This window comes from Streptomyces sp. NPDC048671 (assembly GCF_055587045.1).
In genome coordinates, this window is sequence record NZ_JBVJHB010000006.1 from 389,984 (window position 1) to 413,984 (window position 24,001).

Genomic DNA, 24,001 nt, shown 5'->3' on the forward strand with positions numbered 1-24,001 from the left:
CCCGTTCGTCCGGACACGGGCCGGCCGGTCACGGCGCGGCGGTGCGCGCCGTGACCGGTGGTCACCGGGTCAGGACGGTGCCGGTCCTTCCGGCATCAGGGGCTGGTGCCGGGAGGGGTACTGCGGGAGGTACTAGCAGGCTCCCTGGTCCGTCCAGACCGCCCAGGATCCCGGGGCGTCCGGTTCGGCGCCGGTCGAGTACCACTGTGATGCCCAGGTGTGACCGTTGTAGGAGACCTGGTCACCGGGTGCGTAACTGGTGGTCGCGGTCCAGGCCGGCAGGTTGCCGCAGCCCTCCGGCGGTGTGCCACCGCCGGTGACGGTCCAGGTGAAGGCGGCCGTGCCGGTGGCGTTGCCGGTGTTCTTCGCCGTGACGGTCACGGACGCGGTGCCGGCGGTCGTCGGCGTGCCGGTGATGCGACCGGTGGAGGAGCTGATCGCCAGTCCCGCGGGCAGGCCGGTCGCGCTGTAGGTGAGGGCCTGGCCGCCGGGGTCGCTCGCCTGGATCTGCAGGGAGACCGCGGTGCCGACGGTGCCCGTCTGGTTGCCCGGGTTGGTCACCGCGGGAGAGCCCGGCTGGCCGTCGCAGGTGCCGGGGACCGGGTCGGCGCCGGTGACGCTGACCGCGGCCCAGGCCGCGGCGATGGTGTTGTACTCGGTGCAGTGGGCGCCGTAGAGGTCGGCCGCCGCCTTCAGCGAGTCGATGCGGGCCTGGTGGTAGTTCTCCCTGCTGTTGGCGTAGGACGCCAGCGCCTTGTACCAGATCTTGCCGACCTTGTCGTTGCCGATGCCGGTGACGGTGGAGTTGTCACAGGTCGGGCTGTTGCCGTAGCCGTGGTTGCCACTGCCGACCGCGGCGAGGAAGAACCAGTGGTTCAGGGGGCCCATGGAGTAGTGCGGGTCGAGGCTGCCGTTGCTGCTGTTCCAGCAGTCGGGCGACGCGCCGTCGAGCGACGGCTGGTTCATCCAGCGCAGCGGCTGGTTGTTGCCGCTGATGTTGATGAGCTCGCCCATGGTGTAGTCGGGCGTGTCCACCGGGCTGTTGGCGTAGAACTCGACCAGCGTGCCGAAGATGTCGCTGGTGCCCTCGTTCATGCCGCCGGTCTCACCGGTCTCGTCCCAGCCGGTGAGCGCGCCGCTCACGCCGTGGGCCATCTCGTGTCCGGCGACGTCGAGTTCGACCAGCGGGCGCTGGTTGCCCTGGCCGTCCCCGTACGTCATCTGGCTGCCGTCCCAGAAGGCGTTCACGTACGCGTTGCCGTAGTGGGTCCGCGAGGGCACGCCCCGTCCGTCGCCGAAGATGCCGTTGCGGCCGTGGGCGCTCTTGAAGTAGTCGTACGTCATCGCGGCGCCGTAGTGGGCGTCGGCGCCGGCCGACGCGGGGTCGCTGGTGGACCCGTTGCCGAAGCTCCCGCTCGAACTCGTGTAGATGCTGCCGGTACCGCTGGTGGCGTGGTTGAGGTTGGTCGTGTAGCCGTTGCCGTGCGACGGGTCCTGCATGGAGTAACCGCCGCCGGACGGCGTGACGTCGAGGGAGACCTGTCCGCTGTAGAGCGACCGGCCGGTGCCCGCGGTGGCGGCGGCCTTCGCGGTGTCCGCGGGCTTCGCGGTGGCGGCCGGCCCGGCCGGGTGGGTGTCGCCCGAGGCCGCGAAGGTGCTCACCTCGTCGCTGGTGCGTACGACCTTGCCGGAGCGCGCGTCCACCAGGACGTGCAGCCGGCTCGGCGTCTGGTCCTCGCCCACCCCGCTGACCACGGTCTCCCACACCAGGATCGCGTCGTCGCCGTCCATCTGTACGGCGAGCCGGGGCGTGGATACCGAGTCGATGGAGCCCGAGAAGGCCTTCTTCGACGCCTGGGTGGCACGGGAGGCGGTCAGTTCGGGTTCGGTGGACACCGCGGCGGAGGTGCTCGACCCGGTGGTCAGCGACTCGTACGTGCCGTCCTTCTTCAGGTGCACGATGACGTCGGCGCCGTAGGCCGGCAGGCCCTTGTACTTCCGGTCGAACCGCACGGAGGCGGAGCCGTCCCGGTCGACGACCAGGTTCCTGACCGAGAAGGTGTCCGAGCCGGTCCGGTGCGCGGCGCTCCCGTGGGCCGCCAGCGCCTTCTTCGCGTCGGCCTCGACGCCCTTGCGGACGAGGGCCGACGGGCTGGTGGTGTACGGGGCCGCGGCGAACGCGTGGGGGCCGGCGGACGGTGAGGGCGAGGGGGGAGCCGGAGCGGCCGACGCCCCGGGGAGGGCGATGGCGGAAGCGGACACACATGCCAGTGCGGCCGTCAGGAGCCGTGCGGTTCTTCGTGTGTACATGGGACCGGGGGATTCCTTTCACCTCGTGCGGGGAGCCGGCCGCTGAACTGCGGGGTGGTGGGGAGGGCGGCCGGCAGGTGCGGGGGCTTGAGAGCACCGCTCCTGGCCGGAACGGTGCCGACGCACGAGTGTGGAGAACCGGTGTGCACGGCTGCCAGGCACCGGGCCAATGCCGAGGGGTTTCCCTATGGGGTGGCACCCGGGCGCCCGGGTGCGCGCGGGACGCTCCCCGCGCGGGGTTCCGCAGCCGTCAACGCCGTTGCCCCCTTCCCGGGAGACCGGGAGAAGGGGGCAACGCGCAGGCGGGCAGGTCTCAGGGCCTGCCCGCCTGCCCGCCGCGATGGGCGCCGGCCGGGTTCAGCGTGATTCCGGCCGGGTGTCCTCGTAGTACTGCCCGTGCGGTCCCCGCTGCCCGGTGGCGGTCGGCGTCGACGAGCGCGCCGCGTGTCGGCGGGACGCGGGACGCGCTTCGTCTCCGAGCACCAGGTCGGGGTCGAACATCACGATGGTCGCCGCGACGATGAGCATGACCACCGGTCCGGCGATCATGGCGAGCAGGAAGGAGAGCTGGTCGATCGAGGACTGGACGGACGTGGCGCCCGTGGGGTCGACATGGACGCTCACAGCGGCCATGCCGGTGTAGTGCATGCCGCTGACGGCGACGCCCATGACGAGGCTGGCCCCGAGGCTCGACCACAGGTTCCGGACGGTGACCGCCGCCCACAGGGCCGCGGTGGCGGCGACCACGGCGATCAGCACGGACAGGGCCACGGTCATCGTGTCGTAGCGCATACCGCCGTGCACCTGCATCGCGGACATTCCGATGTAGTGCATGGCCGCGACCCCCAGGCCCATGAGCAGTCCGGCCGTCGCCAGGACCTTCGCTCCCGATCCCAGGTGCCCGACGAGGAACACTCCCAGGGCGGTGACGGCGACGGCGACCGCGAGGCTCAGCAGGGTCAGCCGGGTGTCGTACGAGATGTCCGAACCGTCGGCGCGAAACCCCATCATCGCGATGAAGTGCATGGTCCAGATTCCGCAGCCGAGGGACACCGCGGCCAGGGAGAGCCAGCCGTTCTTCTGGCGGCGCGACCCCCGGCGCATGGACCGCACGGTGCAGCGCAGGCCCAGTGCGGACCCCAGACAGGCCATCAGATAGGCGGCGACGGGAGTCACCGCGCCGTAGTGGAAGTCGGTCACCGTGGCATCCATGACGCGATTCCCTTCCTGTAATCCCGTTGGGCTCGGACGCCCGGGTTGGGAACACCCAGGCGGAACGGATCACAGAAAGCAAGCCGTGCTGACCAATCAATCACACCAAGACCGGCGTTCTGGCCTTTGGATCGTATGTCGATTGTCACTGAGAAGCGGATGAATGGGTCAACGGGGCGGCATTCGCCGACTGCCTGGGCGAAGGCGTTCGACGCCCGGGATGACGATTGCCGCCCGCTCGCCGTGGGACGTAAACGACACCCGCTACCCTTGGGCCTCGTCACCAGGTCGGGGCACATGCCCCGCCAACTCTCTTCGGGGGGACTCTTCCACCATGCTCCGGGCCCTGATCTATCTCCTGCCGCTGGCGCTGACGATCTTCGCGTTCATCGACTGCCTGAACACCCCGGAGGACGAGGCCAAGCACCTGCCGAAGATCGCCTGGGTCTTCATCATCCTGCTGTTCTGGATCGTCGGCCCGATCGTGTGGCTGGCCGCGGGCAAGGTGCGCGAGATGCCCGCCGGGGGCCGTGCGCCCGGCGAGTGGCGCGGCCACCGGCGCACCCAGTGGGTGGCGCCGGACGACAATCCCGACTTCCTCAAGTCACTGAAGGACGAGGGCAAGAAGGACAAGAAGGACGACTCCCGTCTCGAGGACTGGGAGGCGGACCTGCGCCGCCGGGAGGACGAGCTCAAGCGGCGTGACAGCGGGGCGGGTCCGGAGGAGTCGGCGCCGCCCGCTTCGTAACGTACGGCGGATCACGCGTACAGCAGCTGCCCCAGCCGGTCGAGCAGGGGCAGCGGCGCTGTGCGCTCTTCCGGGGTGAGCGCTTCGCTCACCCCCGTGCCGCGTACTCCTCCCGCAGCCCCGCCCACCGCACCGGCGTCCATTTCGTCCAGTCGGCGGGCCGGCCCGCGAGCGCGTCCACGAGGTAGCCGAAGTGGTCGTGCCACCCGGCGAGGCAGTCGAGCCGCAGGGCGTCGTCACCGCGGAACTCGTTGGTGAACCGCAGCAGCACGTGGTCGCCGCGCGGTGGTTCCAGGTGGAAGCGCATCCGGCCGTGGAGGCCGTCCACCGTGTACTCGGCGATCCGCTCCACGTCCCATGCGGTGACGGTGCCGGAGGCGACCGTGGCCTGCCCGTCCGGTGCGGTGTTCAGCCAGTGCAGCGTGACCGCCCCGCCGACGCGCGCTTCGAACGGATCGGCGGCGGCCAGCCAGTCCGGCAGTCCCCCGGAACTGGCGACGGCTGCCCACACCCCAGGAACGGGGTGGGGCAGCCGGAGGGTGAACCGCAGAACGTGCAGGTCACCATGGGTCTCGCTGGTACCGGGCTCGATCGTGGTCGTCGCATCGGTCATGGTTCCAGCGTGACCCGGCAGGGAGCGTTCCGCACCCGTGGCGCGGAAGCCCCCCGGTGGCCTCAGACGCCGGCGTAGGAGTGCTTGCCGGTGACGAAGATGTTCACGCCGTAGTAGTTGAAGATCCAGCAGCCGAAGGCGATCAGCGCCAGGTACGCGGCCTTGCGGCCCTTCCAGCCGGCGGTGGCGCGGGCGTGCAGGTAGCAGGCGTACGCGACCCAGGTGATGAAGGACCAGACCTCCTTGGGGTCCCAGCCCCAGTAACGGCCCCAGGCGTCGCCCGCCCAGATCGCGCCCGCGATGATCGTGAACGTCCACAGCGGGAAGACCGCGGCGTTGATCCGGTACGAGAACTTGTCGAGGCTCGACGCGGACGGCATCCGGGAGAGCACGGACTCGGCGAACGCGCCCGGACGGCCCCCGTTGGCCAGCTTGTTCTCGTAGCTGTCGCGGAAGAGGTAGATCAGGGTGCCGATGCCGCCGATGAAGAACACGGCGCCGCAGATGATGGCGGTGGAGACGTGGATCCACAGCCAGTACGAGTGCAGCGCGGGCACCAGCTGGTCACTGGAGGTGTAGAGCACCGTGGTCGCGAGGCCGAGGTCCAGCAGGACGGCGGTGACCAGGATCAGCCCCATCCAGCGGACGTTCTTCTTCAGCACCAGCAGGGTCAGGTACGCGCCGACCGCCACCACGGAGAAGGTGATGGAGAACTCGTACATGTTGCCCCAGGGGGCACGCCGCACGGACAGGGCTCGGGCGACGACCCCGCTTGCCTGGACGAGGAAGGCGAGCACGGTCATGGAGACCGCCATCCGCCCGTAGAGGTCGCCCTTGAACGTGCCGCCGGCCGCTCCGGGGCCGTCCGGGACGTCGCGGGATCCGGCGGCGGACCGGGTGATGATCTTCGGCCGGTCCAGTACGGCGGTGCCCCCGGCCTTCTGCGCGACCTCGACCTTCACCGCCGGCGCGGCGGCTTCCTCGGTGGTCAGCGCGGCGGCGGTGCGGCCGACCTTGCTGCGGCTGCCGAACACCCACTCCGCGATGTGCGCGAAGAAGGCCAGCGTGTAGACGGCCATCGAGGAATAGATCAGCACATTGCTGGTGTGTGCCAGATTCTCGTTGGTTGCGGCGGCGAGAGTCACTTCTCAGCCCCTTCGGAAGGTTCTACGGAGGACGCGTCGACGACGTCGGGGTCCGGATCGGGATCGGGATCGGTGTCAGGGCCGGGCGCTGTGGGCGCCACGGCGTTGAGCGTGACCGCGAGATCGGCCAGCTCCTCGGGAAGCTTCGCGGACTCGCTGCGGCCGAGCCCCGCCATTTCGACGACGGTGACGCCGTCGCCGCCGCGTACGGCCCGGACCCAGACCCGGCGCCGCTGGATGAAGAGGGAACCGGCGAGACCAGCGATCGCGCCGATGGCCCCGGTGAGCGCCCAGCCACTCGCGGGCTGCTCCGAGATCTGGAAGCTGGCCCATTCCTGGAGGCCCTCGAAGGTGATGGAGCCGGCGCCGTCGGGCAGCTTCATCGTCTCGCCGACGAGCAGCCGCTTCTTGAGCTGCTTGCCCTCGGAGTTCTTGAACTCCTTCATCTTCGACGTGTTCAGCTGGTACACGTTCTGCGCCAGCCCGGAGTTGACGCCGATCGAGCCGTGGAAACCGTTGAGCGCGAGAACCGGCATGTCGGCGGCCGGGAACTGCGAGAACATCGTGCCCTTGCCGTTGCCCGCGAAGGTCGGCACGAAGAACGCCTGGAAGCCCAGTTGGTCCGTCTTGCCGTTCTTGTCGCGGTAGCCGTCCAGCACCTTGATGGCACCGCTCGACGTGACGTTGTTGTCCATGGGCAGCAGCGGCACGGCGGCCTTGTAGACCTCCTTGCCCCTGCCGTCCTTGACGGAGACGACGGGTGCGTAGCCGTGGGCGTTGAGATAGACCTTCGTGCCGTCGACGACGAGGGGGTCGTTGACCTTGATGACGGACTTCTCGGGCTTGCCGTAGGCGCCCTTCGAGTACGTCACGTGCGCCTCGTAGGTGCGGGGCGTGCCGATCTGCGGGCCGCTGCGCTCGTACGTGCCGATGAAGTCGTCGAGGGTGAAGCTGAAGGGGGCGAGCGAGTCGTTGTCGAAGAGCGAGCCCGACTTGAAGTTGTCGTACTGGGTGATCGTGTTGGAGAACCCGTCGCCCTCGACGATCAGCTTGGCGCCCTCCGACTTGAAGAGCTGCCCCCAGGCGAAGGCCACCAGCATCACGATCAGCGCGATGTGGAACATCAGGTTCCCGGCCTCGCGCAGATAGCCCTTCTCGGCGGCGACCGCGTCCCCGTCGACATGGGCCCGGTAACGGCGCTTGCGCATCATCCCGAGCGCGGCCTCGCGGACCTGCTCGGGCTCGGCCTCGGTGCGCCAGGTGGTGTACGCGGGCAGCCGGGTCAGGCGCTTGGGGGCGCCCGGGGGGCGGCTGCGCAGCTGGCCGATGAACGTGCCGGTGCGCGGCACGATGCAGCCGATGAGCGAGATGAACAGCAGGATGTAGATCGCGGAGAACCACACCGAGCTGTAGACGTCGAAGAACTGGAGCTTCTCGTAGATCGGCGTGACGGTGGTGTGCAGGTCCTTGAAGGTCTGCACCTTGAGCTCGTCGACGCTGTTCTGGGGGATCAGCGAGCCGGGAATGGCGCCGAGCGACAGCATGAAGAGCAGGATCAGGGCGACCCGCATGGAGGTGAGCTGGCGCCAGAACCAGCGCGCCCAGCCGATGATCCCCATGGTGGGGAGGTTCGCCAGGGTCTCCTCGCGCGGGGCGGTGGAGAGCTGGGAGCCCGCGGCGCCGAGTTCACGGGCGGTCTCCCGGTCCCGCTCGGCGCGTACCTCCCGCTCGTCGCGGTGCTCGCGCTCCTGGGAGGGGTTGGACTTGGTGTTGCTCATCGGAACTCAGATCCCCACCGTGAAGCCGGACGACCAGCCCTGCAATTCCTGCATCATGCTGCCCCATACGCCGGTCAGCAGGAGCAGCCCGGTCACGATCATCATGCCGCCGCCGATGCGCATGACCCAGGAGTAGTGGCGCTTGACCCAGCCGAACGCGCCGAGTGCCTTGCGGAAGGCGACGGCCGCGAGCACGAAGGGGATGCCGAGGCCGAGGCAGTAGGCGACGGTCAGTATCGCTCCGCGTCCGGCGGTGCCCTGGTCCATCGCCAGGATGCTCACCGAGCTCAGTGTCGGGCCGAGGCAGGGCGTCCAGCCGATCCCGAAGAGCGCGCCGAGCAGCGGGGCACCCACCAGGCCGGTCACCGGCTTCTTGTGGATGCGGAACTCGCGCTGGGTCATCCACGGCATCAGGCCCATGAAGAAGACCCCCATGAGGATCATCAGCACACCGAGGACCTTGGTGAGCGGGCCGCTGTTCTCCTGGAGTGTGTCGCCGAAGTAGCCGAAGAGCGCGCCGCCGGAGACGAACACGGCGGTGAAGCCGACCACGAAGAGCGAGGCGCCCGCGACCATGCGCCCGCGTCGGGCCTCGGCCAGATCGGCGCCGCTGACCCCGGTGACGTAACTGAGGTAGCCGGGGACGAGCGGCAGGACGCAGGGCGAGAAGAAGGACACGAGCCCGCCCAGCAGGGCGATGGGCAGGGCGGCCAGCAGGGCCCCGCTCAGGACGGTCTCGTTCTGCATGGCGGCGAGGGCGATCACCTGGTCACTTCTCCGCGATCAGGGGGTCGAGCATCTCGCGCAGCCGGGTGTCGTCGAGCGGGCCCACGAAGCGGGCGGCCAGCTTCCCGTTCCGGTCGATGACGACGGTCGACGGGATGGACTGCAGCTTGAACGTTCCCTTGGGGAAGCGCAGCAGGAGCTTGCCGGTCGGGTCGTAGAAGCTCGGGTAGGTGACCCCGAAGTCCTTCTCGAAGCTGACGGCCTGGTTCCGCTCCGGGTCGCGGGTGTTGACCCCGACGAACTGGACGCCCTGGTCCTCGGTGGCCTTGGCCACCTTGGCGAAGTACTTCGCTTCCAGTCTGCAGGGGGCGCACCACGAGCCCCAGGCGTTGAGGACGATGATCTTGCCCTTGTAGTCCGCGAGGTCGAGGGGCTTGCCGTCCAGGCTCTCGCCGTCGAGCTTCGGGGCGTCGGTCCGCTCGCCCTTGGCCGCGGTGGAGATTCCGCCGTTGCCCGTCACGAAGTTCGTGTCGCCGCCGCCACTGGTCTCGTTGCCCGTGCCGCACGCGCTCAGCGTCAGTGCGAGCGCGGCGGCCGCCGCGGGAGCGGCGAGCAGGGTGAAGCGGCGTCGGGATGCGCGGCCTTGGCTCATGTGAAAAGTTTCGCATGGCGGTTTCGGGGATCTTGGGCACCCCCCTCGGTGCCCGTAAAGCCCGTTGTCAGGCTTGTTTAAAGAACGCGTTCCAGCCGCCTGCGGGGGCCTGTCCGACCTCCAGTGTACGGAGCTTCGCGAGCACCGCCGGGTCCTGGACATCGAGCCAGTCGACGAACTGCCGGAATGAGACGAGACGCACATCCGGCTTCCCCGCGATGTGCTTGAGCGCGTCCTCGACCGCATCCATGTAGATGCCGCCGTTCCACTCCTCGAAGTGGTTTCCGATGTAGAACGGGGCGCGGTTCGTCTCGTACGCGCGCTTGAATCCGCTGATGTACGACTGGGTGGCCTGTTCGCGCCAGCCCGGATACCGGGACGGCATTCCCTTGGTCGAATTCTTCGACTGGTTGGCCAGGATGTTGTAGTCCATCGAGAGGACCTCGAAGGTGTGGCCGGGGAACGGCATGCCCTGGAGTGGCAGGTCCCAGACGTCCATGCGCTTCTTGGGCCAGACCTGGGTGCCGCCGGGCGAGCTGGCGTCGTAGCGCCAGCCGAGCTTCTTCGCCGTGGGCAGCAGATTGTCCTGTCCGAGCAGACAGGGGGCGCGGCCGCCGATGAGTTCCTTGCGGTAGTCGAAGGGCAGTGGATCCTGGTCGGTCCAGCCGGTGTTGGTGCGCCATTCGGTGACGAAGGAGATCGCCTGGTCGATTTCGCTCTGCCACTGGGAGGAGGACCAGTTCTCGACGGATCCGGAACCGGCGCAGAAATGCCCGTTGAAGTGGGTGCCGATCTCATGACCGTCGTACCAGGCCTGGCGTACGTTCGTCAGCGTCGCCTTGAGGTGTTCGTCGGTGAGATAACCGATGTCGGAGGCGCCGACGGGGTTGTTGGGCGGGCGGTAGAGCGTTTTCTTCGACTCGGGCAGGAGGTAGAGCCCGGAGAGGAAGAAGGTCATCCCCGCGTTGTGTTCCTTGGCGAGTTTCAGAAAGCGCGGGAAGAGGCCGTTGCCGACCTCGCCGGCGCCGTCCCAGGAAAAGATCACGAACTGCGGCGGCTTCTGACCGGGTTCGAGCGGGACCGGCGCGGGCGGCTGGTGCGGCTGCTTTCCTGTGTCGGCGGTGGAACCGTCCCCGATGGACCTGACGTCCTTCTTCGCGGGCCCGGTCCCCTTGGCGGTCCCGTCGGCACCCTTCTCGCCCTTGCCCGGACCCGCCCGGCCGGTGTCGGAGGAGTCGGACGAACTGCAGCCCGCCACCCCGATGGCGGCCGCGGCCCCAAGTCCGGCTCCGAGCAAACCCCTTCGGCTGATGTCACGCATGCGGTTCCCATCTGCGGTCGTTTTGCCTCAAGTCCATACAAACTGCCAAAGGCTTAGATGGGCGAAGCAACACGAGGGTTCCCTGAAATAGCACACAATTCTTTACGTAACCAGCCCCCAGCCATGACCGAACACAAGACCTAGGATCTGCGAACGGTGAACGGGCATGCCGAAACCCTGGACGGTCGAGCTCCGCCCGGTCGGCCCAACCGGATCAGGCCCGCCGGGCAACCCTGGAGATCCCAGGGCCCCCGGCCCAGGGGCCGGCTACGCGCCGACCCCCTTCGACGCCCCCTTCACCGGCTTCGCCCCCGCGAGCAGATGCACCGGCACCAGATCCCGGGCCGGCTCCGAGTACCCGACCGACACGATCTTGTCGCCCTGGTAGGTGAAGCTGGTCAGCGAGGCGAGCGTGCACTGCCGCTTGCGCGGGTCGTGCCACAGCCGCCGCCGCTCCACGAAGCTCCGCACGATCCAGATCGGCAGCTGATGGCTGACGCACACCGCCTCGTGCCCGCGGGCCGCGTCCCGCGCCGCGTCCAGGGCGCCCATCATCCGTACGACCTGCTCGATGTACGGCTCACCCCACGACGGCCGGAACGGGTTCGTCAGGTGCTTCCAGTTGTCCGGCTTGCGCAGCGCCCCGTCGCCGACGCCGAAGGTCTTGCCCTCGAAGACGTTGGCCGCCTCGATGAGCCGCCCGTCGGTGGCGAGGTCCAGTCCGTGCGTCTTGGCGATCGGCGTCGCCGTCTCCTGGGCCCGCTCCAGCGGGGAGGCGACGACATGCGTGATGTCGCGCTTCTCCAGGTGCTCGGCGACCCGGTCGGCCATCTGCCGGCCGAGCTCGGAGAGGTGGTAGCCGGGGCGGCGCCCGTACAGGACTCCGTCCGGGTTGTGCACCTCTCCGTGGCGCATCAGGTGGACGACGGTGATGTCCTTGCGCCCCGCCCCGCTGCCGTTGCTGTTGCTGTTCTCGCTACTGCTACTACTGCCGTTGTTCTCGCTACTGCTGCTGTTGTTCTCGCTCATGCGGTGGCCTCCGATGCGGCGCGGGCGGCGGCGGGCAGCGCGGCGGCGATCCGCTCGACGGCCCGGGTGTCGTGGGCGGTGGAGACGAACCACGACTCGAACGCCGACGGCGGCAGATAGACGCCCTGCGCCAGCATCGAGTGGAAGAACGAGGTGAAGCGGAAGGCTTCCTGCTGCTTGGCGTCCTCGTAGTTCCGGACCGGCCGGTCCGTGAAGAAGACGGAGAACATGTTGCTCGCCGCCTGCACGGTGTGCGCGACGCCCTCCTTGGCCAGGGCCCCGCTCACCAGCCCCCGGATCTCCGCGGACACCGCGTCGACCTTCGCGTACGCGGCGTCGTCCAGCAGGCGCAGCTGGGCGAGACCGGCGGCGGTCGCGACCGGGTTCCCGGAGAGGGTGCCGGCCTGGTAGACCGGGCCGGCCGGGGCCAGGTGCGCCATCACGTCGGCGCGCCCGCCGAAGGCCGCGGCCGGGAAGCCGCCGCCCATCACCTTGCCGAAGGTCATCAGGTCGGGCCGTACCCCGTCGATGCCGAACCAGCCGGCCTTCGACGTACGGAACCCGGTCATGACCTCGTCGGAGATGTACAGCGCGCCGTTGGCGGCGCAGATCTCCTTGAGCCCGGCGTTGAAACCGTCCAGCGGCGGCACGACGCCCATGTTGCCCGGCGAGGCCTCGGTGATCACACAGGCGATCTCGCCGGGCCGCGCGGCGAACGCGGCCCGCACGGCTTCCAGGTCGTTGTACGGCACCACGATCGTGTCGCCGGCCTGGGCGCCGGTGACCCCCGGCGTGTCCGGCAGCCCGAAGGTCGCCACCCCGGACCCGGCGGCGGCGAGCAGCGCGTCGACGTGACCGTGGTAGCACCCGGCGAACTTCACGATCTTCGCCCGGCCGGTGAAGCCTCGGGCGAGGCGGATCGCGGACATGGTCGCCTCGGTGCCGGACGACACGAGCCGTACCTGCTCCACCGGCTCGACCCGGGCGACGATCTCCTCGGCGAGCGCGACCTCGCCCTCACCGGGCGTACCGAACGAGGTGCCGCGTGCGACAGCCTCCTGAACTGCGGCGATGACCTCGGGGTGGGAATGGCCGAGAATCATCGGCCCCCACGAGCACACGAGGTCGACGTACTCACGCCCGTCGGCATCGGTGAGGTACGGACCGGTACCGGACACCATGAAGCGGGGCGTACCGCCCACGGCCCGGAAGGCACGTACGGGAGAGTTCACGCCGCCGGGCGTCACGAGGGACGCGCGGTCGAAAAGCGTCTGCGAAACTGGGGCGTCATAGGGAAAGCTCACACATGCCATGGTGTCAGAGCCACGGACGGTCTTGCGGACGGGTGTTTCACCGCACGCCCGTGGGGGAGGTCACTGACACGATGATCGGGTTGCGCGGCGGGGGCTGTGTCTCCTAGTTAGTAGTCGGGTGGATGAGATATGCATCGCGGTGGCGGAGTGGGCGAAGGGACCGACGACCTGGGGCCCGAGCCTGCCCGGCGGGGTCGGCACCGGCGCGAGGCCGAGCGCAGGCAGGGTATACAGGCCGGTGGTGCGCAGGTGGGCGGCGGAGCCGAAAGCAGGAGTAGTGGCCGGGTGGGGGTGACCTACAAGTATTTCGGGGCTCCCGACGGGGCCACTGCCGCACGTGTGCCCATTTCCATGCGCCCGGAGGAGCTCGGCGGTGACGAGCTGGGCATGGGCGGCATGTTCAGCAAGATCAAGCCGGAGACGGTGGCCGCGATGGTCCTCACCGGCATACAGGGCATACCCCTACACAAGGTCCCGCCGCTGGAACTGGTCGTCCTGCACCCCGACTACGCGGTGGTCAGGCTCCCGATGACGGTCGTGGACCCGCTGCGCGGTGTCGGCGAGGAGTCGGTGGGTGCCGCCGCCTTCATCTGGTCCACCGTCCCGGACCGCGGCGGCCCGCGTGACGCGTACAACGTCTACCAGCTGCTGCACGAGTGGCAGGACTTCAGCCACCGGCTGCACGACGCGGGGCATCAGGCTTACTGCCTGGTGTGGCCCTGACCTGGGGCTTTCTGGGGGATGGGTGGGGTTTTCGGACCCCTTCCCATGATGATCGCCCTCTCGGCGCACCGCGAGATCAGTCATCAATGACTTCAGCCTGCACTGACATCAGTAGACAATGATGTGAGAGTGTCAGTGCATGCTGACTTCAGTAGACACTGATCTGATCCGGGTGCTGGGCGATCCGCTCCGCCTCCGGATCGTGACCCTGCTGGCGCGCGAGACGCTCTGTACGACGCACCTGGTCGAGGAGACCGGGGCGAAGCAGACCAACCTGTCCAACCACATGAAGGTCCTGCGCGAGGCAGGCGTGGTGGAGACGGAGCCGTGCGGCCGCTTCACCTACTACAAGCTGCGCCCCGAGGTCCTCGCCGGCCTCTCGGCGCAGTTCGCGGCGCTGGCCGAGTCCGCCCGTACCGCAGCCGGGAGCAAGCGGGCCTGCCCGTGACCACCACCGAGCCCGCCGCCTCCCCCGCTCCGGTCGGCGGCGGGGACGACTCGATCGTCCGGAAGCTCTCCACCCTCGACCGCTACCTCGCCGTGTGGATCCTGCTCGCCATGGCCGTTGGCCTGGGGCTGGGGCGGATGGTCCCCGGGATGAACGACACGCTGGCGAGGATCGAGGTCGGCGGGATCTCCCTGCCGATCGCGCTCGGCCTGCTCGTCATGATGTACCCGGTGCTGGCCAAGGTCCGCTACGACAAGCTCGACAGCGTCACCGGCGACCGCAGGCTGATGGTGTCCTCGCTGGTCATCAACTGGCTCGTCGGGCCCGCCGTCATGTTCGCCCTCGCGTGGATCTTCCTGCCGGACCTCCCCGAGTACCGCACCGGACTGATCATCGTGGGCCTCGCCCGCTGCATCGCCATGGTCATCATCTGGAACGACCTCGCCTGCGGCGACCGCGAGGCCGCCGCCGTCCTCGTCGCCCTGAACTCGGTCTTCCAGGTCCTGGTCTTCGGTGTGCTGGGCTGGTTCTACCTGGACCTGCTGCCCCAGTGGCTCGGTCTCGGTGACGGACAGGGCCTCGACGTCCCCGTGTGGCACATCGCCCTCAACGTCATCGTCTTCCTCGGCGTCCCGCTGCTCGCCGGCTTCCTCACCCGCCGCATCGGCGAGCAGAGGATGGGCCGTGAGTCCTACGAGGCGAAGTTCCTGCCGAGGATCGGCCCCTGGGCGTTGTACGGACTGCTGTTCACGATCGTCGTCCTCTTCGCCCTCCAGGGGAAGACGATCACCTCGCAGCCGCTGGACGTCGTACGCATCGCACTCCCGCTGCTGGTGTACTTCGCGATCATGTTCTTCGGCTCCTTCCTGCTCGGCAAGGCACTCGGGCTCGCCTACGACCGCACGGCGACCCTGGCCTTCACGGCGGCGGGCAACAACTTCGAACTGGCCATCGCCGTCGCCATCGCGACCTTCGGCGTCACCTCCGGCCAGGCGCTGTCCGGCGTGGTCGGCCCGCTCATCGAGGTCCCCGTCCTGATCGGGCTGGTGTACGTGGCGCTGGCCTGGCGCAGGAAGTTCGCCTCCGCGGCCCCCGCAGCCTTCGACGCCCTCGACACCCCGGGAAGGGACGCCTGACGCACTGCCTCGACGGCCGCGCTACGAGCGGCGCCACGGACTGCCCGTTCACCGCCCGGCCCACTTCCGGCGGGTAGGCGGGGACGGCGACGGGCCGGGGCGCGGGCACCGGCCCGGGGTCAGGGGCGCAGGTCGAGCATGGCGGACATGGCCGCCACGACGGGCGGGGCGACCTTGTAGTAGACCCAGGTCCCGCGCCGCTCGGAGGTCAGCAGACCGGCCTCGCGCAGCTTCTTCAGGTGGTGGGACACGGTCGGCTGGGAGACGCCGACGTCGGAGATGTCGCACACGCACGCCTCGCCGCCCGGATGGGAGGCGATCTTGGAGAACAGGCGCAGCCGCACCGGGTCGGACAGCGCCTTGAACATCACGGCCATCTTCTCCGCGTCGCCCTGCGACAGCTCCCCCGCGGTGATCGGCGGGCAGCACAGCACCACCGTCCCGGGATCCAGGTCCGGCAGCTCCACGACCTCTGACTTCGACATGTGTCTATGTTGACACCCATCGATACCGCCTGCAAGCTTCCTGCATAGACAGCCATCGAAGCAGCGGCCGGAAACGGTCAGCCACCCTGGAGGACATCACCGCCATGACCATCACCGCAGATCTCCCGGTCGTCGTCATCGGCGCCGGCCCCGCCGGGCTGGCGGCCGCCGCCCATCTCGTCGAGCGGGGCATCGAACCGCTGGTCCTGGAGGCCGGCCCGTCGGCCGCAACCGCGGTGCGGGGCTGGTCGCACGTGCGGCTGTTCTCCACCTGGGGCGAACTGACCGACCCGGCCGCCAGGAAGCTCCTGGCACCGACCGGCTGGGCCGAGCCCGACGCGGACACCTGCCCCACGGGCGGCGACTGGGCCGGGCGGTACCTCCAGCCGCTCGCCGACGCCCTCGGGGACAGGGTCCGCTACGGCGCCACCGTCACCGGGGTCTCCCGCCTGGGCCGGGACCGGATCGTGGACGCGGACCGGGAGCAGCAGCCCTTCACCGTCCGCGTCGCGCTCGCCGGCGGCGGCGAGGAGCGGATTCTGGGCCGGGCCGTGATCGACGCGTCCGGTACCTGGTCAACCCCCGGCCCGATCGGTGCCGACGGGCTCCCCGCCCTGGGCGAGCACGCCGCGTCCGCCCGCGTCTCCTACCGCGTTCCCGACCTCAAGGACCCGGCCGTCCGTGCCCGGTACGCGGGCAGGCGCACTGCCGTCATCGGCTCGGGCGCCTCCGCCTTCACCGCCCTCGCCGCCCTCGCCGACGTCGCGAAGGAGGAGCCCGGCACCCACTCCGTGTGGATCCTGCGCCGCGGCATCAGCGGCTCCACCTTCGGGGGCGGCTCCGCCGATCAGCTTCCCGCCCGCGGCGCCCTGGGCCTGGCCGCCAAGGCCGCCGTCGACAACGGACACGCCGATGCGGTCACCGGCTTCCGTACCGAGGTCATCGAGCCCGCCGACGACGACCGCCTGGTTCTCGTCGGTGAGGACGGCCGGCGCCTGGACCCGGTGGACGAAGTCATCGTCCTGACGGGCCTGCGCCCCGACCTGTCGTTCCTGTCGGAGCTCCGCCTCGCCCTGGACGAGCGCCTACAGGCGCCGGTGGAGCTCGCCCCGCTCATCGACCCGAACCAGCACTCCTGCGGCACCGTCTACCCGCACGGTCACCGCGAGCTGTCCCATCCCGAGCAGGGCGTCTACCTGGTCGGCATGAAGTCCTACGGCCGCGCCCCGACCTTCCTCGCCATGACCGGCTACGAGCAGGTCCGCTCCGTCACCGCCGCCCTCGCCGGCGACACCGAAGCCGCCGACCGCGTCGAACTCGCCCTCCCCGAAACCGGGGTCTGCGGCGGCGCCGGACTCTTCGACGACCCGGCCGCGGCCGCCGAGGACACGGCGTCCGGCGGGTGCTGCGGGTCCTGAACCACCGCGCCCCGGCCACCCCCGGCCGGGGCGCTTCCGTTCCGCGTCAGGAGGAACGTCATGTCACGAGTACGGCGGATGCCCGCTGCTGTTCGGGATGCTTGCCGCCGTCTCAGGACGTGCGGCCCTGACCGGGCTGGGCACGGCGGCCGGCAGCACGGCGGGACGGGTGTCCGGCTCGTCGGCGGTGCCGGAGGTGCCGGCGGTACCGTCGGAAACGTCGGTCGCCGCGCGGCGACGGGCCGCGAAGGCGGTCGCGACGAGGGTGAGGGCGACGGTCCCGGAGAGCGCGGGCCAGTACACGTAACGGTAGTTGGACTCGGGCGCCGTGGGCAGGTAGGCGAGGATGTACAGGAGTGAGCTGGCCCCGATGAGCCGGAGTTCGCGGGCGTAGGGGCCGGGCCACCGGCGGCGCAGCACGAGGACCAGCGAGACGGCCAGCCAGAACCAGCCCTGGAACAGCATCGGCAGGTCGCGGGCGAAGCCGGTCACGTAGTTCTGCAGGGCGAATCTCAGCGTGTCGTTCAGCGGCTCCTTGCGTACCTCGGGGTGCAGCCGGGCGCCGGCATTGACGTGGGTGCCGTTCCAGAAGACCTGGTTGCTCTGGAAGAGCAGCTTGGTGAAGACCCGGCCCCGGTACTCGGCGTAGCCCTTCCAGTGCCGTGGCATCTGCCGCATCCACATCCGGACGACGACGTCGGCGTGCCGGTCCAGATACGTCACGTCGAAGGGCCGGTCGCGGGGGAAGCACTGGAGGTACGCGTCGGAGGTGATGTGCCACTTCTGGCAGGTGGTGGCGGTGGTGACCAGGCGGTCGCGCAAGTCCGCGCTCGCGCCGGCCTGTTCGGCGGCGGTGCGCATCTGGGCCGGGGTGAGCACATGGGCGAGATCGTCCACCGGGATCACCGCGTACACCCGGGTGGCCAAGGGGGCCGTGACGGCGGACACCCCGGCGCTGCCGGCGATCACGGCCACGGTGAAGACACCGGTGGCGGCCAGCCAGCGGCGTCGGCCCGGGGCGGGCCATGCCGCGAGGACCAGCAGGGCGAAGACCGGGATCGCGGCGGGGATACCGTTCTTCCGCACGAGGGCGGCGTACACGAGGAACAGCGTGCCCAGCACCAGCAGGGCCCAGCGGGTCCTGGTCCGGTCCCGTGGCAGGTCACGCACGGTGAGCGCGATCGCGAAGACCGCGAGGAGCGCGTACGCGAGGTGCACGTCCTTCCACACCACTCCCGTGAGGTTCATGATGTGCGGCGCGAAGCCGACGGCCAGCACCGCGAGGGAGAGCGCGCGGCTGCCGGTCTTCTTCCACACCAGCCGGGCCAGGACCCACAGCGTCCCCCACAGCACGGCGGCCTGGAGGGCGGCCATGGCCGAGAAGTCCCCCGTGATCCGGATGAGCAGCCGCCACGCGAGTGCCATCACGGGTGGATGCCAGTCGTTCACCGGTTCGTCCCCCAGCGCCTGCCACAGCTGGGTGTTGCTGTCCGCACTGAGGTACCCGGGGTGAAAGACGGTGGCCACGGCGTATCCGCAGGCCGCCGCGAGGGCCGCCAGGCACCACGGCCACAGCGTGCCGTCCTGCCAGCCTCTGCGCAGCGCGGCGGTCCACCGGTTGACGGTTCCGGACATGTGGGCGGGTCCTCCCAGCCGATGGGTGAGGGATCGCGTCGTCGCTCAACTGTGCTTCGAGGGCTCGCAGTTCGCAGTTCGCAGGCAGCGCGACAGGAATCTATGCGTATCGGACTCCAAAGGACAAACCGGAGCTATTATTCACCTGCTCGTCGCGGTCACCGTGCAGAACACACGGCCCGGCCCGTTCGCCCCCGGACGCCCGCCTGCACGGCGGGCGCCTCTCGGCCAGTCCTATCCGGCCATTCATTGGCCGAAGAGTGATCTTCAGCTGACCTGTCGAACCTGCCGATGCAGGAGGCACGGAACCTGAGGGAGGCCTGCCATGGGCGACACTCTGCTTGCCCTGTCCATCCCCGTGCTGGTCTTCGCCGGCGGCATCTACGCCGCGGGTGAGAGCTGGTGGCGGCGCCGGCACCCGGCGCCGCCGTCCCCGTACACCCATCAGGCGGCCCGGCTCGCCGAGCGCGCGATGCTGGTGGACGCCGAGAGGATCGTGGACAGCGCGTACGAGTCCGTCGGCGCGCTGTACGACGGACCGAGTACGCCGGGCGCACGCTTTCCGGCCACGGGCGTCACCCCAGGGGCGGCTGCCAGCCAGGGTCGCGACCGGTCAGTGCCAGCACCCGCACGAAGGGGCTAGCCCCCTCCGGTACGGGGAACGGCTCGCCGAACATCTTCGCCTCCCGGGCCTTCGGCGCCATCGCGGCCATGGCCGGGGCGAGCTCGTTCACCACGTCCGGGTCCGGCACGAATTCCTGACCGGTCGCGCGGGCCAGGTCCCACACGTGGACGGTCAGGTCGACGAGCACCATGTGGCCGACGGTCCGGGCCGGGAACCCCATGGAACCCGCGGTCCCGTCCTCCGCGCCGGGCCGGGCCCACGCTTCGACCAGCGCGGCCGTCTGCTCGCCGAAGCGGTCGCGCCAGTCCCCGGTGACCGCGTCCGGGGCCTCACCGAACTCCACGTCCTGCCGGAACGCCAGGGCCGTGAAGTTGACGACCACCTGGGTGAGGTGGCTGACCAGGGCGCGGACGTCGTACTGCGCGCAAGGTGTGGGACCGCCCAGCCGGCTGTCGTCGATCCCACGGACCACGGGCAGCGCGCCGCCGGCCGCCGCATCCAGCAATTCACTGATCTTCTTCATGGTTCGACCATGCGCGCGGCGGCGGCCCGGGTCTTGAAGAAACACGACAGCGGACCGGACCTGCGGATACGACAGCGGACCGGACCTGCGGACGCGACAGGCGGACCGGACAGGCGGACACGGGGTCGGCCGCGGCATAGGATCGGCCGTCATGGCTGGCCACCGAGGTCCCCGGCGTGACACCCGCGGCATCGTCGACGCCTCCGAACTGTTCACGAACGTACGGTTCCGGCGGCGCGAACCCGCCCCCGCGCTGCGTCCGTACCTGGAGCACTACTGGCTGATCGACTGGGATCTGCCCGAGCCCTACACCTCCCACCTGGTCCCCCACCCCAGCGTCAACCTGGTCTTCGAGCGGTACGCGGGCTGCGGCGACGACGAGGCCGGATTCGCCGAGGTCTCGGGCATCGGCCTGGAGCTGTTCACCCAGAAGCTGGAGGGGCGCGGGCGGGTCTGCGGGGTGCAGTTCCGGCCCGGTGGCTTCCACCCGTTCGCACCGGACCGGCCGGTGGCGGAGTGGACGGGGCGCCGGGTTCCGGCGGCCGAGGTGTTCGTGCCGCCCGCCGCGCCGTCCGCCGTCCTGGACCCCGGCCCGGAGGACGAGCGGATCGCGGCGCTCGACGCGTACCTGCTGGCGCTCGGCCCCGAACCGGATCCGCAGGCCGACCGGGCGATGGCCCTGGCCGAGCTGATCCGCACCGACCGCACGGTCCGCCGCGTCAGCGGACTCGCCCGTGCCGAGGGGGTGTCGGTGCGCTCGCTCCAGCGGCTGTTCGCCACGTACGTCGGTGTGGGCCCCAAGTGGGTCATCCTCCGCTATCGCATCCACGAGGCGCTGGAACGCGCCGAATCGGAGCCGGACGTGGACTGGGCGGCGCTCGCCGCGGATCTCGGCTACAGCGACCAGGCGCACCTGATCAGGGACTTCACGGCGACGGTGGGCGTGCCGCCGACCGCGCTGACCGGCCGCTGACCCGCCCACTGACCGCCTGTTCACCGGCCACTTACCGGCCGCTTACCGGCCAGGGCTGCCCGCCGAACTCCCGCTGACTGTCAGTGCCCCGTCCTACAGTTCTGGCATGGAGCGCACCACAGCATCGTCCGTACGGATCGAGCCCTGGTCAAAGAGCGACCTGGAGCTGCTCCGCCGTGCCAACGCACCGGAGCTGATGGGCCATCTGGGCGGCCCCGAGTCGGAGGAGCAGCTCATAGGGCGTCACGGCCGCTACGTGACGCTGAGCGCGGACCGGACGGGCCGGGGCAGGATGTTCCGCATCGCGCTGACCGGCGAGGACGAGGCCGTGGGCACCATCGGGTTCTGGGAGCGCACCTGGCGGGGCCAGGAGGTGTACGAGACGGGGTGGGCCGTTCTCGCGGGGTTCCAGGGGCGGGGCATCGCGTCCGCCGCGACCGCGGCCGTGGCCGAGCAGGCGCGCGCCGAGCACCGGCACCGCTATCTGCACGCATACCCGTCCGTGGCCAACGGCGCGTCGAACGGGGTGTGCCGCAAGGCGGGGTTCACCCTGCTCGGCGAGTGCGAGGTCGAGTACCCGCCGGGCCATCCGCTGCTGACGAACGACTGGCGGCTGGACCTCCAACCGGGCCTCCACTCGGATTACTGACCGCTGACCCGGCCGCGGCGCTCGCGCCCCGCGCGCAAAGCGTTTGACGGCCGGGCCCGCCTCCTGGATATTCAGCTGCGTCGCGCAGTTTATGCGCACCACAGCCAGACACCGAGGAGACCCACCGCCATGCTCACGCTCGTCACCGGATGCCGCGGCCGCGTCGGCTCCACGCTCGTCTCGCTCCTGCACCGCGGCGGCCACGCAGTCCGTGCCGCGTCCCGCAACCCCGCCGAGCTCTCGCTCCCGGCCGGCATCCCGGCCGCGGCCTGCGATCTCGGGGACCCGGCGACCTTCGCGGCCGCGCTGGAAGGCGTCGACTCCGTCTTCCTGTACGCCGAGCCCTCCCGCGTCGACGACTTCCTCGCCGCCGCACGGGCCGCCGGGGTCGGGCACATCGTGCTGCTCTCGTCCAGCGCGGTACTCACCCCGGATGCCGCCACCAACCCGATCGCCGCCTCGCACCACGCGGTGGAAGAGGCCCTGACCGCCTCGCCCCTCACCGCGACGCTCCTGCGGCCCGGCGCCTTCGCGGGCAACGCGTACCAGTGGTCGGGCGCCTTCCGGAGCGGGCACCCGGTGGACCTGCCCTACCCCCTCAGCCAGACCAGCCCGATCGACGAGACCGATATCGCGGAGGCGGCCCTGACCGTTCTCACCGACACCCGGTTCCAGGGCGCGGCGTACCACCTGACCGGCCCCGAGTCGCTCACCGCCACCGAGCAGGTCGAGCTGCTGGCCGCGTCCTCCGGCACCCCCGTGACCGTCAACGCCGTGAGCCGGGACGCCTGGAAGGAGTCCGTCTCCCCCTTCGTACCGGCGGAGATCGCCGAGGGGCTGCTCAGCTACTGGGCCACCACCGACGGTTCACCGGCCGAGGTCACCGGCGACACAGAGAAGCTCACCGGCCGCCCGGCTCGCACGTTCGGCGCCTGGGCCACAGAGCACGCCGCCGCCTTCCGCGCCTGAGCCGCACGGCAGCCACCGGCACCCACCGCACCCCCGCCCCGGCCGAAACCCGTGGCCCACGCACCCGGCCCAATGGCATCCTGACCAGGTGAACGGACCGCAGATCCACCTCGAAGTCGCCCCTGAACTAAGGCTCTTCGTCGCCCACGAACGCCGCAGCGGGCGGACGGCCGTGACCACCGACGGCTCGTCCACCCTCGGCCATGTCGTCGAGTCGCTCGGGGTCCCGCTCACCGAGGCCGGACAACTCCTCGTCGACGGCCGCCCGGTCCCGGTGTCACACATTCCCGTCGCGGGCGAAGTGGTCGACGTCCACGCGGTGCGGCGCCCGCAGCAGGTGCCGGGCGCGCCCCTGCGCTTCCTCCTCGACGTCCACCTCGGCACCCTCGCGCGACGGCTGCGGCTGCTCGGCGTGGACGCCGCCTACGAGTACGAGGACATCGGCGACCCCGCACTGGCCACGCGCTCGGCGCAGGAGCGGCGCGTCCTGCTCTCCCGGGACCGGGGGCTGCTCCACCGGCGGGAGATCTGGGCGGGGGCGTACGTCTACAGCGACCGGCCCGAGGAGCAACTGCGAGACGTACTGGAGCGGTTCGCGCCCGTACTCGCCCCGTGGAGCCGGTGCACCGCGTGCAACGGACGGCTGGCGGCGGCCGACAAGGACACCGTGGGCGCACGCCTTGAGGACGGCACGCAGCGCTCGTACGACGTCTTCGCGCAGTGCACGGAGTGCGACCGGGTGTACTGGCGCGGCGCCCACCACGCCCGGCTGGAGGCGATCGTCACCGAAGCGGTCCGCGACTTCGGCGGCTCCCCCGCCGGGCCCCCGGACCCGTCCGGCGACTGAGCGCGACGCGGCACCCAAACCTCACCCGATCCCGTTCTCACCTCCGGCCCGCTGTCGCCCTCACCCGGTCCCGTTCTCACCCCGGCCCGCTGTCGCCCTCCCGCAGCCCCGCGATCTGCACCGCGCTCAGCTCCACGGTCCGCCGCATATGGGCGATGAGCAGCGCGACCTCGTCGTCGCCGTAGGCATCGAACATGGCCGCCCAGCCGCCGTTCAGCTGCTCCCAGACCGCCCCGAACTCCGCCATCCGCGCGGGCACCGTCGCGACGAGCACCCGCCGCCGGTCCACCGTGTCCCGGGCGCGCGTGACGTAACCGGCCCGCTCCAGCCGGTCGACCAGCCGGGTCGCGGACCCCGTGGTGAGCCCGGTCAGCTCCGCGATCCGCCCCGTGGTGACGGGAGCCGCCTCCAGGCTGAGCAGGTTGAGGCACTGGAGATCGGTGGGGTGGAGCCGCAGCCGGTCGGCGACGGCCTGGTTGAACAGGGCGTACGCGGCCATGTAGCGGCGCGACACGACCGAGAGCTCGGCGAGCATCGCGGTGCGACGGGGGTCGGAGGACTTCTGCGGCATGCAGAAAGTGTACGAAGCAGAGTTCAGTCGTCCCCGGTGGTCTCAGAAGACGTACTCGTCCCCGGTGGTCTCAGAAGACGTACTCGTCCCCGGTGGTCTCAGAAGACGTACTCGTCCCCGGTGGTCTCAGAAGACGTACTCGTCCCCGGTGG

General features: G+C 70.2%; 24 protein-coding genes. 10 read left to right on the forward strand and 14 right to left on the reverse strand.

The window, feature by feature from the left end; genetic code table 11:
• Positions 1–132: 132 nt before the first annotated feature.
• On the reverse strand, positions 133–2,310 hold the full coding sequence (locus ACZ6S6_RS14985; protein WP_469705892.1) for a M4 family metallopeptidase: 2,178 nt from the start codon (positions 2,308–2,310) through the stop codon (positions 133–135).
• A gap of 357 nt (positions 2,311–2,667) precedes the next feature.
• Positions 2,668–3,522, reverse strand: a complete 855-nt coding sequence (locus ACZ6S6_RS14990) for an MHYT domain-containing protein (protein WP_362963382.1) — start codon at positions 3,520–3,522, stop codon at positions 2,668–2,670.
• A 334-nt stretch (positions 3,523–3,856) separates the two neighbouring features.
• Here ACZ6S6_RS14990 and ACZ6S6_RS14995 point away from each other — a divergent pair, with 334 nt between their 5' ends.
• Entirely contained in the window at positions 3,857–4,270 is a 414-nt protein-coding gene (locus ACZ6S6_RS14995) for a PLD nuclease N-terminal domain-containing protein (RefSeq protein ID WP_469705893.1), read from the forward strand.
• A gap of 88 nt (positions 4,271–4,358) precedes the next feature.
• On the opposite strand, the gene ACZ6S6_RS15000 is transcribed toward ACZ6S6_RS14995, so the two are convergent.
• The 8 genes from ACZ6S6_RS15000 to hemL all read right to left on the reverse strand — a co-directional run bounded on the left by ACZ6S6_RS15000 (position 4,359) and on the right by hemL (position 12,847).
• Complete coding sequence (locus ACZ6S6_RS15000) at positions 4,359–4,883, reverse strand: SRPBCC family protein (RefSeq protein WP_469705894.1); 525 nt, start codon at positions 4,881–4,883, stop codon at positions 4,359–4,361.
• 62 nt (positions 4,884–4,945) lie between these two features.
• The gene (ccsB, locus tag ACZ6S6_RS15005) at positions 4,946–6,028 is read right to left on the reverse strand and encodes a c-type cytochrome biogenesis protein CcsB (protein ID WP_362963387.1); all 1,083 of its coding nucleotides are present in this window, start codon (positions 6,026–6,028) and stop codon (positions 4,946–4,948) included.
• Positions 6,025–7,806, reverse strand: coding sequence for a cytochrome c biogenesis protein ResB (resB, locus tag ACZ6S6_RS15010; RefSeq protein WP_469705895.1), 1,782 nt, complete (start codon positions 7,804–7,806; stop codon positions 6,025–6,027). The genes ccsB and resB overlap by 4 nt, the downstream gene beginning before the upstream one ends.
• A gap of 6 nt (positions 7,807–7,812) precedes the next feature.
• Positions 7,813–8,553, reverse strand: a complete 741-nt coding sequence (locus ACZ6S6_RS15015) for a cytochrome c biogenesis CcdA family protein (protein ID WP_362963497.1) — start codon at positions 8,551–8,553, stop codon at positions 7,813–7,815.
• 22 nt (positions 8,554–8,575) lie between these two features.
• Positions 8,576–9,184: a TlpA family protein disulfide reductase gene (locus tag ACZ6S6_RS15020; RefSeq protein WP_362963391.1), complete on the reverse strand. Its 609-nt coding sequence runs from the start codon at positions 9,182–9,184 to the stop codon at positions 8,576–8,578.
• 67 nt (positions 9,185–9,251) lie between these two features.
• Positions 9,252–10,505 carry a polysaccharide deacetylase family protein gene (locus ACZ6S6_RS15025; RefSeq protein ID WP_362963393.1) on the reverse strand — a complete coding sequence of 418 codons (1,254 nt, stop codon included), beginning with the start codon at positions 10,503–10,505 and terminating at the stop codon, positions 9,252–9,254.
• A gap of 267 nt (positions 10,506–10,772) precedes the next feature.
• Positions 10,773–11,420, reverse strand: a complete 648-nt coding sequence (locus ACZ6S6_RS15030) for a histidine phosphatase family protein (protein WP_362963499.1) — start codon at positions 11,418–11,420, stop codon at positions 10,773–10,775.
• 110 nt (positions 11,421–11,530) lie between these two features.
• Positions 11,531–12,847: a glutamate-1-semialdehyde 2,1-aminomutase gene (gene hemL / locus ACZ6S6_RS15035; RefSeq protein WP_362963395.1), complete on the reverse strand. Its 1,317-nt coding sequence runs from the start codon at positions 12,845–12,847 to the stop codon at positions 11,531–11,533.
• 129 nt (positions 12,848–12,976) lie between these two features.
• Between hemL and ACZ6S6_RS15040 the strand changes: the two genes are divergently transcribed.
• The 3 genes from ACZ6S6_RS15040 to arsB all read left to right on the forward strand — a co-directional run bounded on the left by ACZ6S6_RS15040 (position 12,977) and on the right by arsB (position 15,154).
• Complete coding sequence (locus ACZ6S6_RS15040; RefSeq protein ID WP_362963397.1) at positions 12,977–13,570, forward strand: hypothetical protein; 594 nt, start codon at positions 12,977–12,979, stop codon at positions 13,568–13,570.
• Between the two features lie 139 nt (positions 13,571–13,709).
• Entirely contained in the window at positions 13,710–14,018 is a 309-nt protein-coding gene (locus ACZ6S6_RS15045) for an ArsR/SmtB family transcription factor (RefSeq protein WP_469705896.1), read from the forward strand.
• A complete protein-coding gene (gene arsB, locus ACZ6S6_RS15050) occupies positions 14,015–15,154 on the forward strand; it encodes an ACR3 family arsenite efflux transporter (RefSeq protein ID WP_469705897.1) in 1,140 nt (379 codons plus the stop codon). The genes ACZ6S6_RS15045 and arsB overlap by 4 nt, the downstream gene beginning before the upstream one ends.
• A 119-nt stretch (positions 15,155–15,273) precedes the next feature.
• Here the strand turns inward: arsB and ACZ6S6_RS15055 are convergent, their stop codons facing one another.
• Entirely contained in the window at positions 15,274–15,639 is a 366-nt protein-coding gene (locus ACZ6S6_RS15055; protein ID WP_469705898.1) for an ArsR/SmtB family transcription factor, read from the reverse strand.
• Positions 15,640–15,743: 104 nt separating this feature from the next.
• On the opposite strand from ACZ6S6_RS15055, the gene ACZ6S6_RS15060 reads away from it, so the two are divergent.
• Positions 15,744–17,057 (forward strand): NAD(P)-binding domain-containing protein, encoded by a 1,314-nt coding sequence (locus ACZ6S6_RS15060; RefSeq protein ID WP_469705899.1) that lies wholly within the window; start codon positions 15,744–15,746, stop codon positions 17,055–17,057.
• A 63-nt stretch (positions 17,058–17,120) separates the two neighbouring features.
• On the opposite strand, the gene ACZ6S6_RS15065 is transcribed toward ACZ6S6_RS15060, so the two are convergent.
• Positions 17,121–18,692: a hypothetical protein gene (locus tag ACZ6S6_RS15065; RefSeq protein WP_469705900.1), complete on the reverse strand. Its 1,572-nt coding sequence runs from the start codon at positions 18,690–18,692 to the stop codon at positions 17,121–17,123.
• Positions 18,693–19,017: 325 nt separating this feature from the next.
• Between ACZ6S6_RS15065 and ACZ6S6_RS15070 the strand changes: the two genes are divergently transcribed.
• Positions 19,018–19,335, forward strand: coding sequence for a hypothetical protein (locus ACZ6S6_RS15070; protein WP_469705901.1), 318 nt, complete (start codon positions 19,018–19,020; stop codon positions 19,333–19,335).
• Here the strand turns inward: ACZ6S6_RS15070 and ACZ6S6_RS15075 are convergent.
• The gene (locus ACZ6S6_RS15075) at positions 19,268–19,840 is read right to left on the reverse strand and encodes a TIGR03086 family metal-binding protein (RefSeq protein ID WP_469705902.1); all 573 of its coding nucleotides are present in this window, start codon (positions 19,838–19,840) and stop codon (positions 19,268–19,270) included. The genes ACZ6S6_RS15070 and ACZ6S6_RS15075 overlap by 68 nt on opposite strands.
• Positions 19,841–19,991: 151 nt before the next feature.
• On the opposite strand from ACZ6S6_RS15075, the gene ACZ6S6_RS15080 reads away from it, so the two are divergent.
• The 4 genes from ACZ6S6_RS15080 to ACZ6S6_RS15095 all read left to right on the forward strand — a co-directional run bounded on the left by ACZ6S6_RS15080 (position 19,992) and on the right by ACZ6S6_RS15095 (position 23,278).
• Complete coding sequence (locus ACZ6S6_RS15080) at positions 19,992–20,813, forward strand: DUF6597 domain-containing transcriptional factor (protein ID WP_469705903.1); 822 nt, start codon at positions 19,992–19,994, stop codon at positions 20,811–20,813.
• 106 nt (positions 20,814–20,919) lie between these two features.
• On the forward strand, positions 20,920–21,462 hold the full coding sequence (locus ACZ6S6_RS15085) for a GNAT family N-acetyltransferase (RefSeq protein ID WP_469705904.1): 543 nt from the start codon (positions 20,920–20,922) through the stop codon (positions 21,460–21,462).
• Positions 21,463–21,591: 129 nt separating this feature from the next.
• Positions 21,592–22,431 (forward strand): NAD(P)H-binding protein, encoded by an 840-nt coding sequence (locus ACZ6S6_RS15090; protein WP_362963417.1) that lies wholly within the window; start codon positions 21,592–21,594, stop codon positions 22,429–22,431.
• 88 nt (positions 22,432–22,519) lie between these two features.
• Positions 22,520–23,278 (forward strand): Mut7-C RNAse domain-containing protein, encoded by a 759-nt coding sequence (locus tag ACZ6S6_RS15095; RefSeq protein WP_469705905.1) that lies wholly within the window; start codon positions 22,520–22,522, stop codon positions 23,276–23,278.
• A 76-nt stretch (positions 23,279–23,354) separates the two neighbouring features.
• Here the strand turns inward: ACZ6S6_RS15095 and ACZ6S6_RS15100 are convergent, their stop codons facing one another.
• A complete protein-coding gene (locus ACZ6S6_RS15100) occupies positions 23,355–23,849 on the reverse strand; it encodes a MarR family winged helix-turn-helix transcriptional regulator (protein ID WP_362963421.1) in 495 nt (164 codons plus the stop codon).
• Between the last annotated feature and the right edge of the window lie 152 nt (positions 23,850–24,001).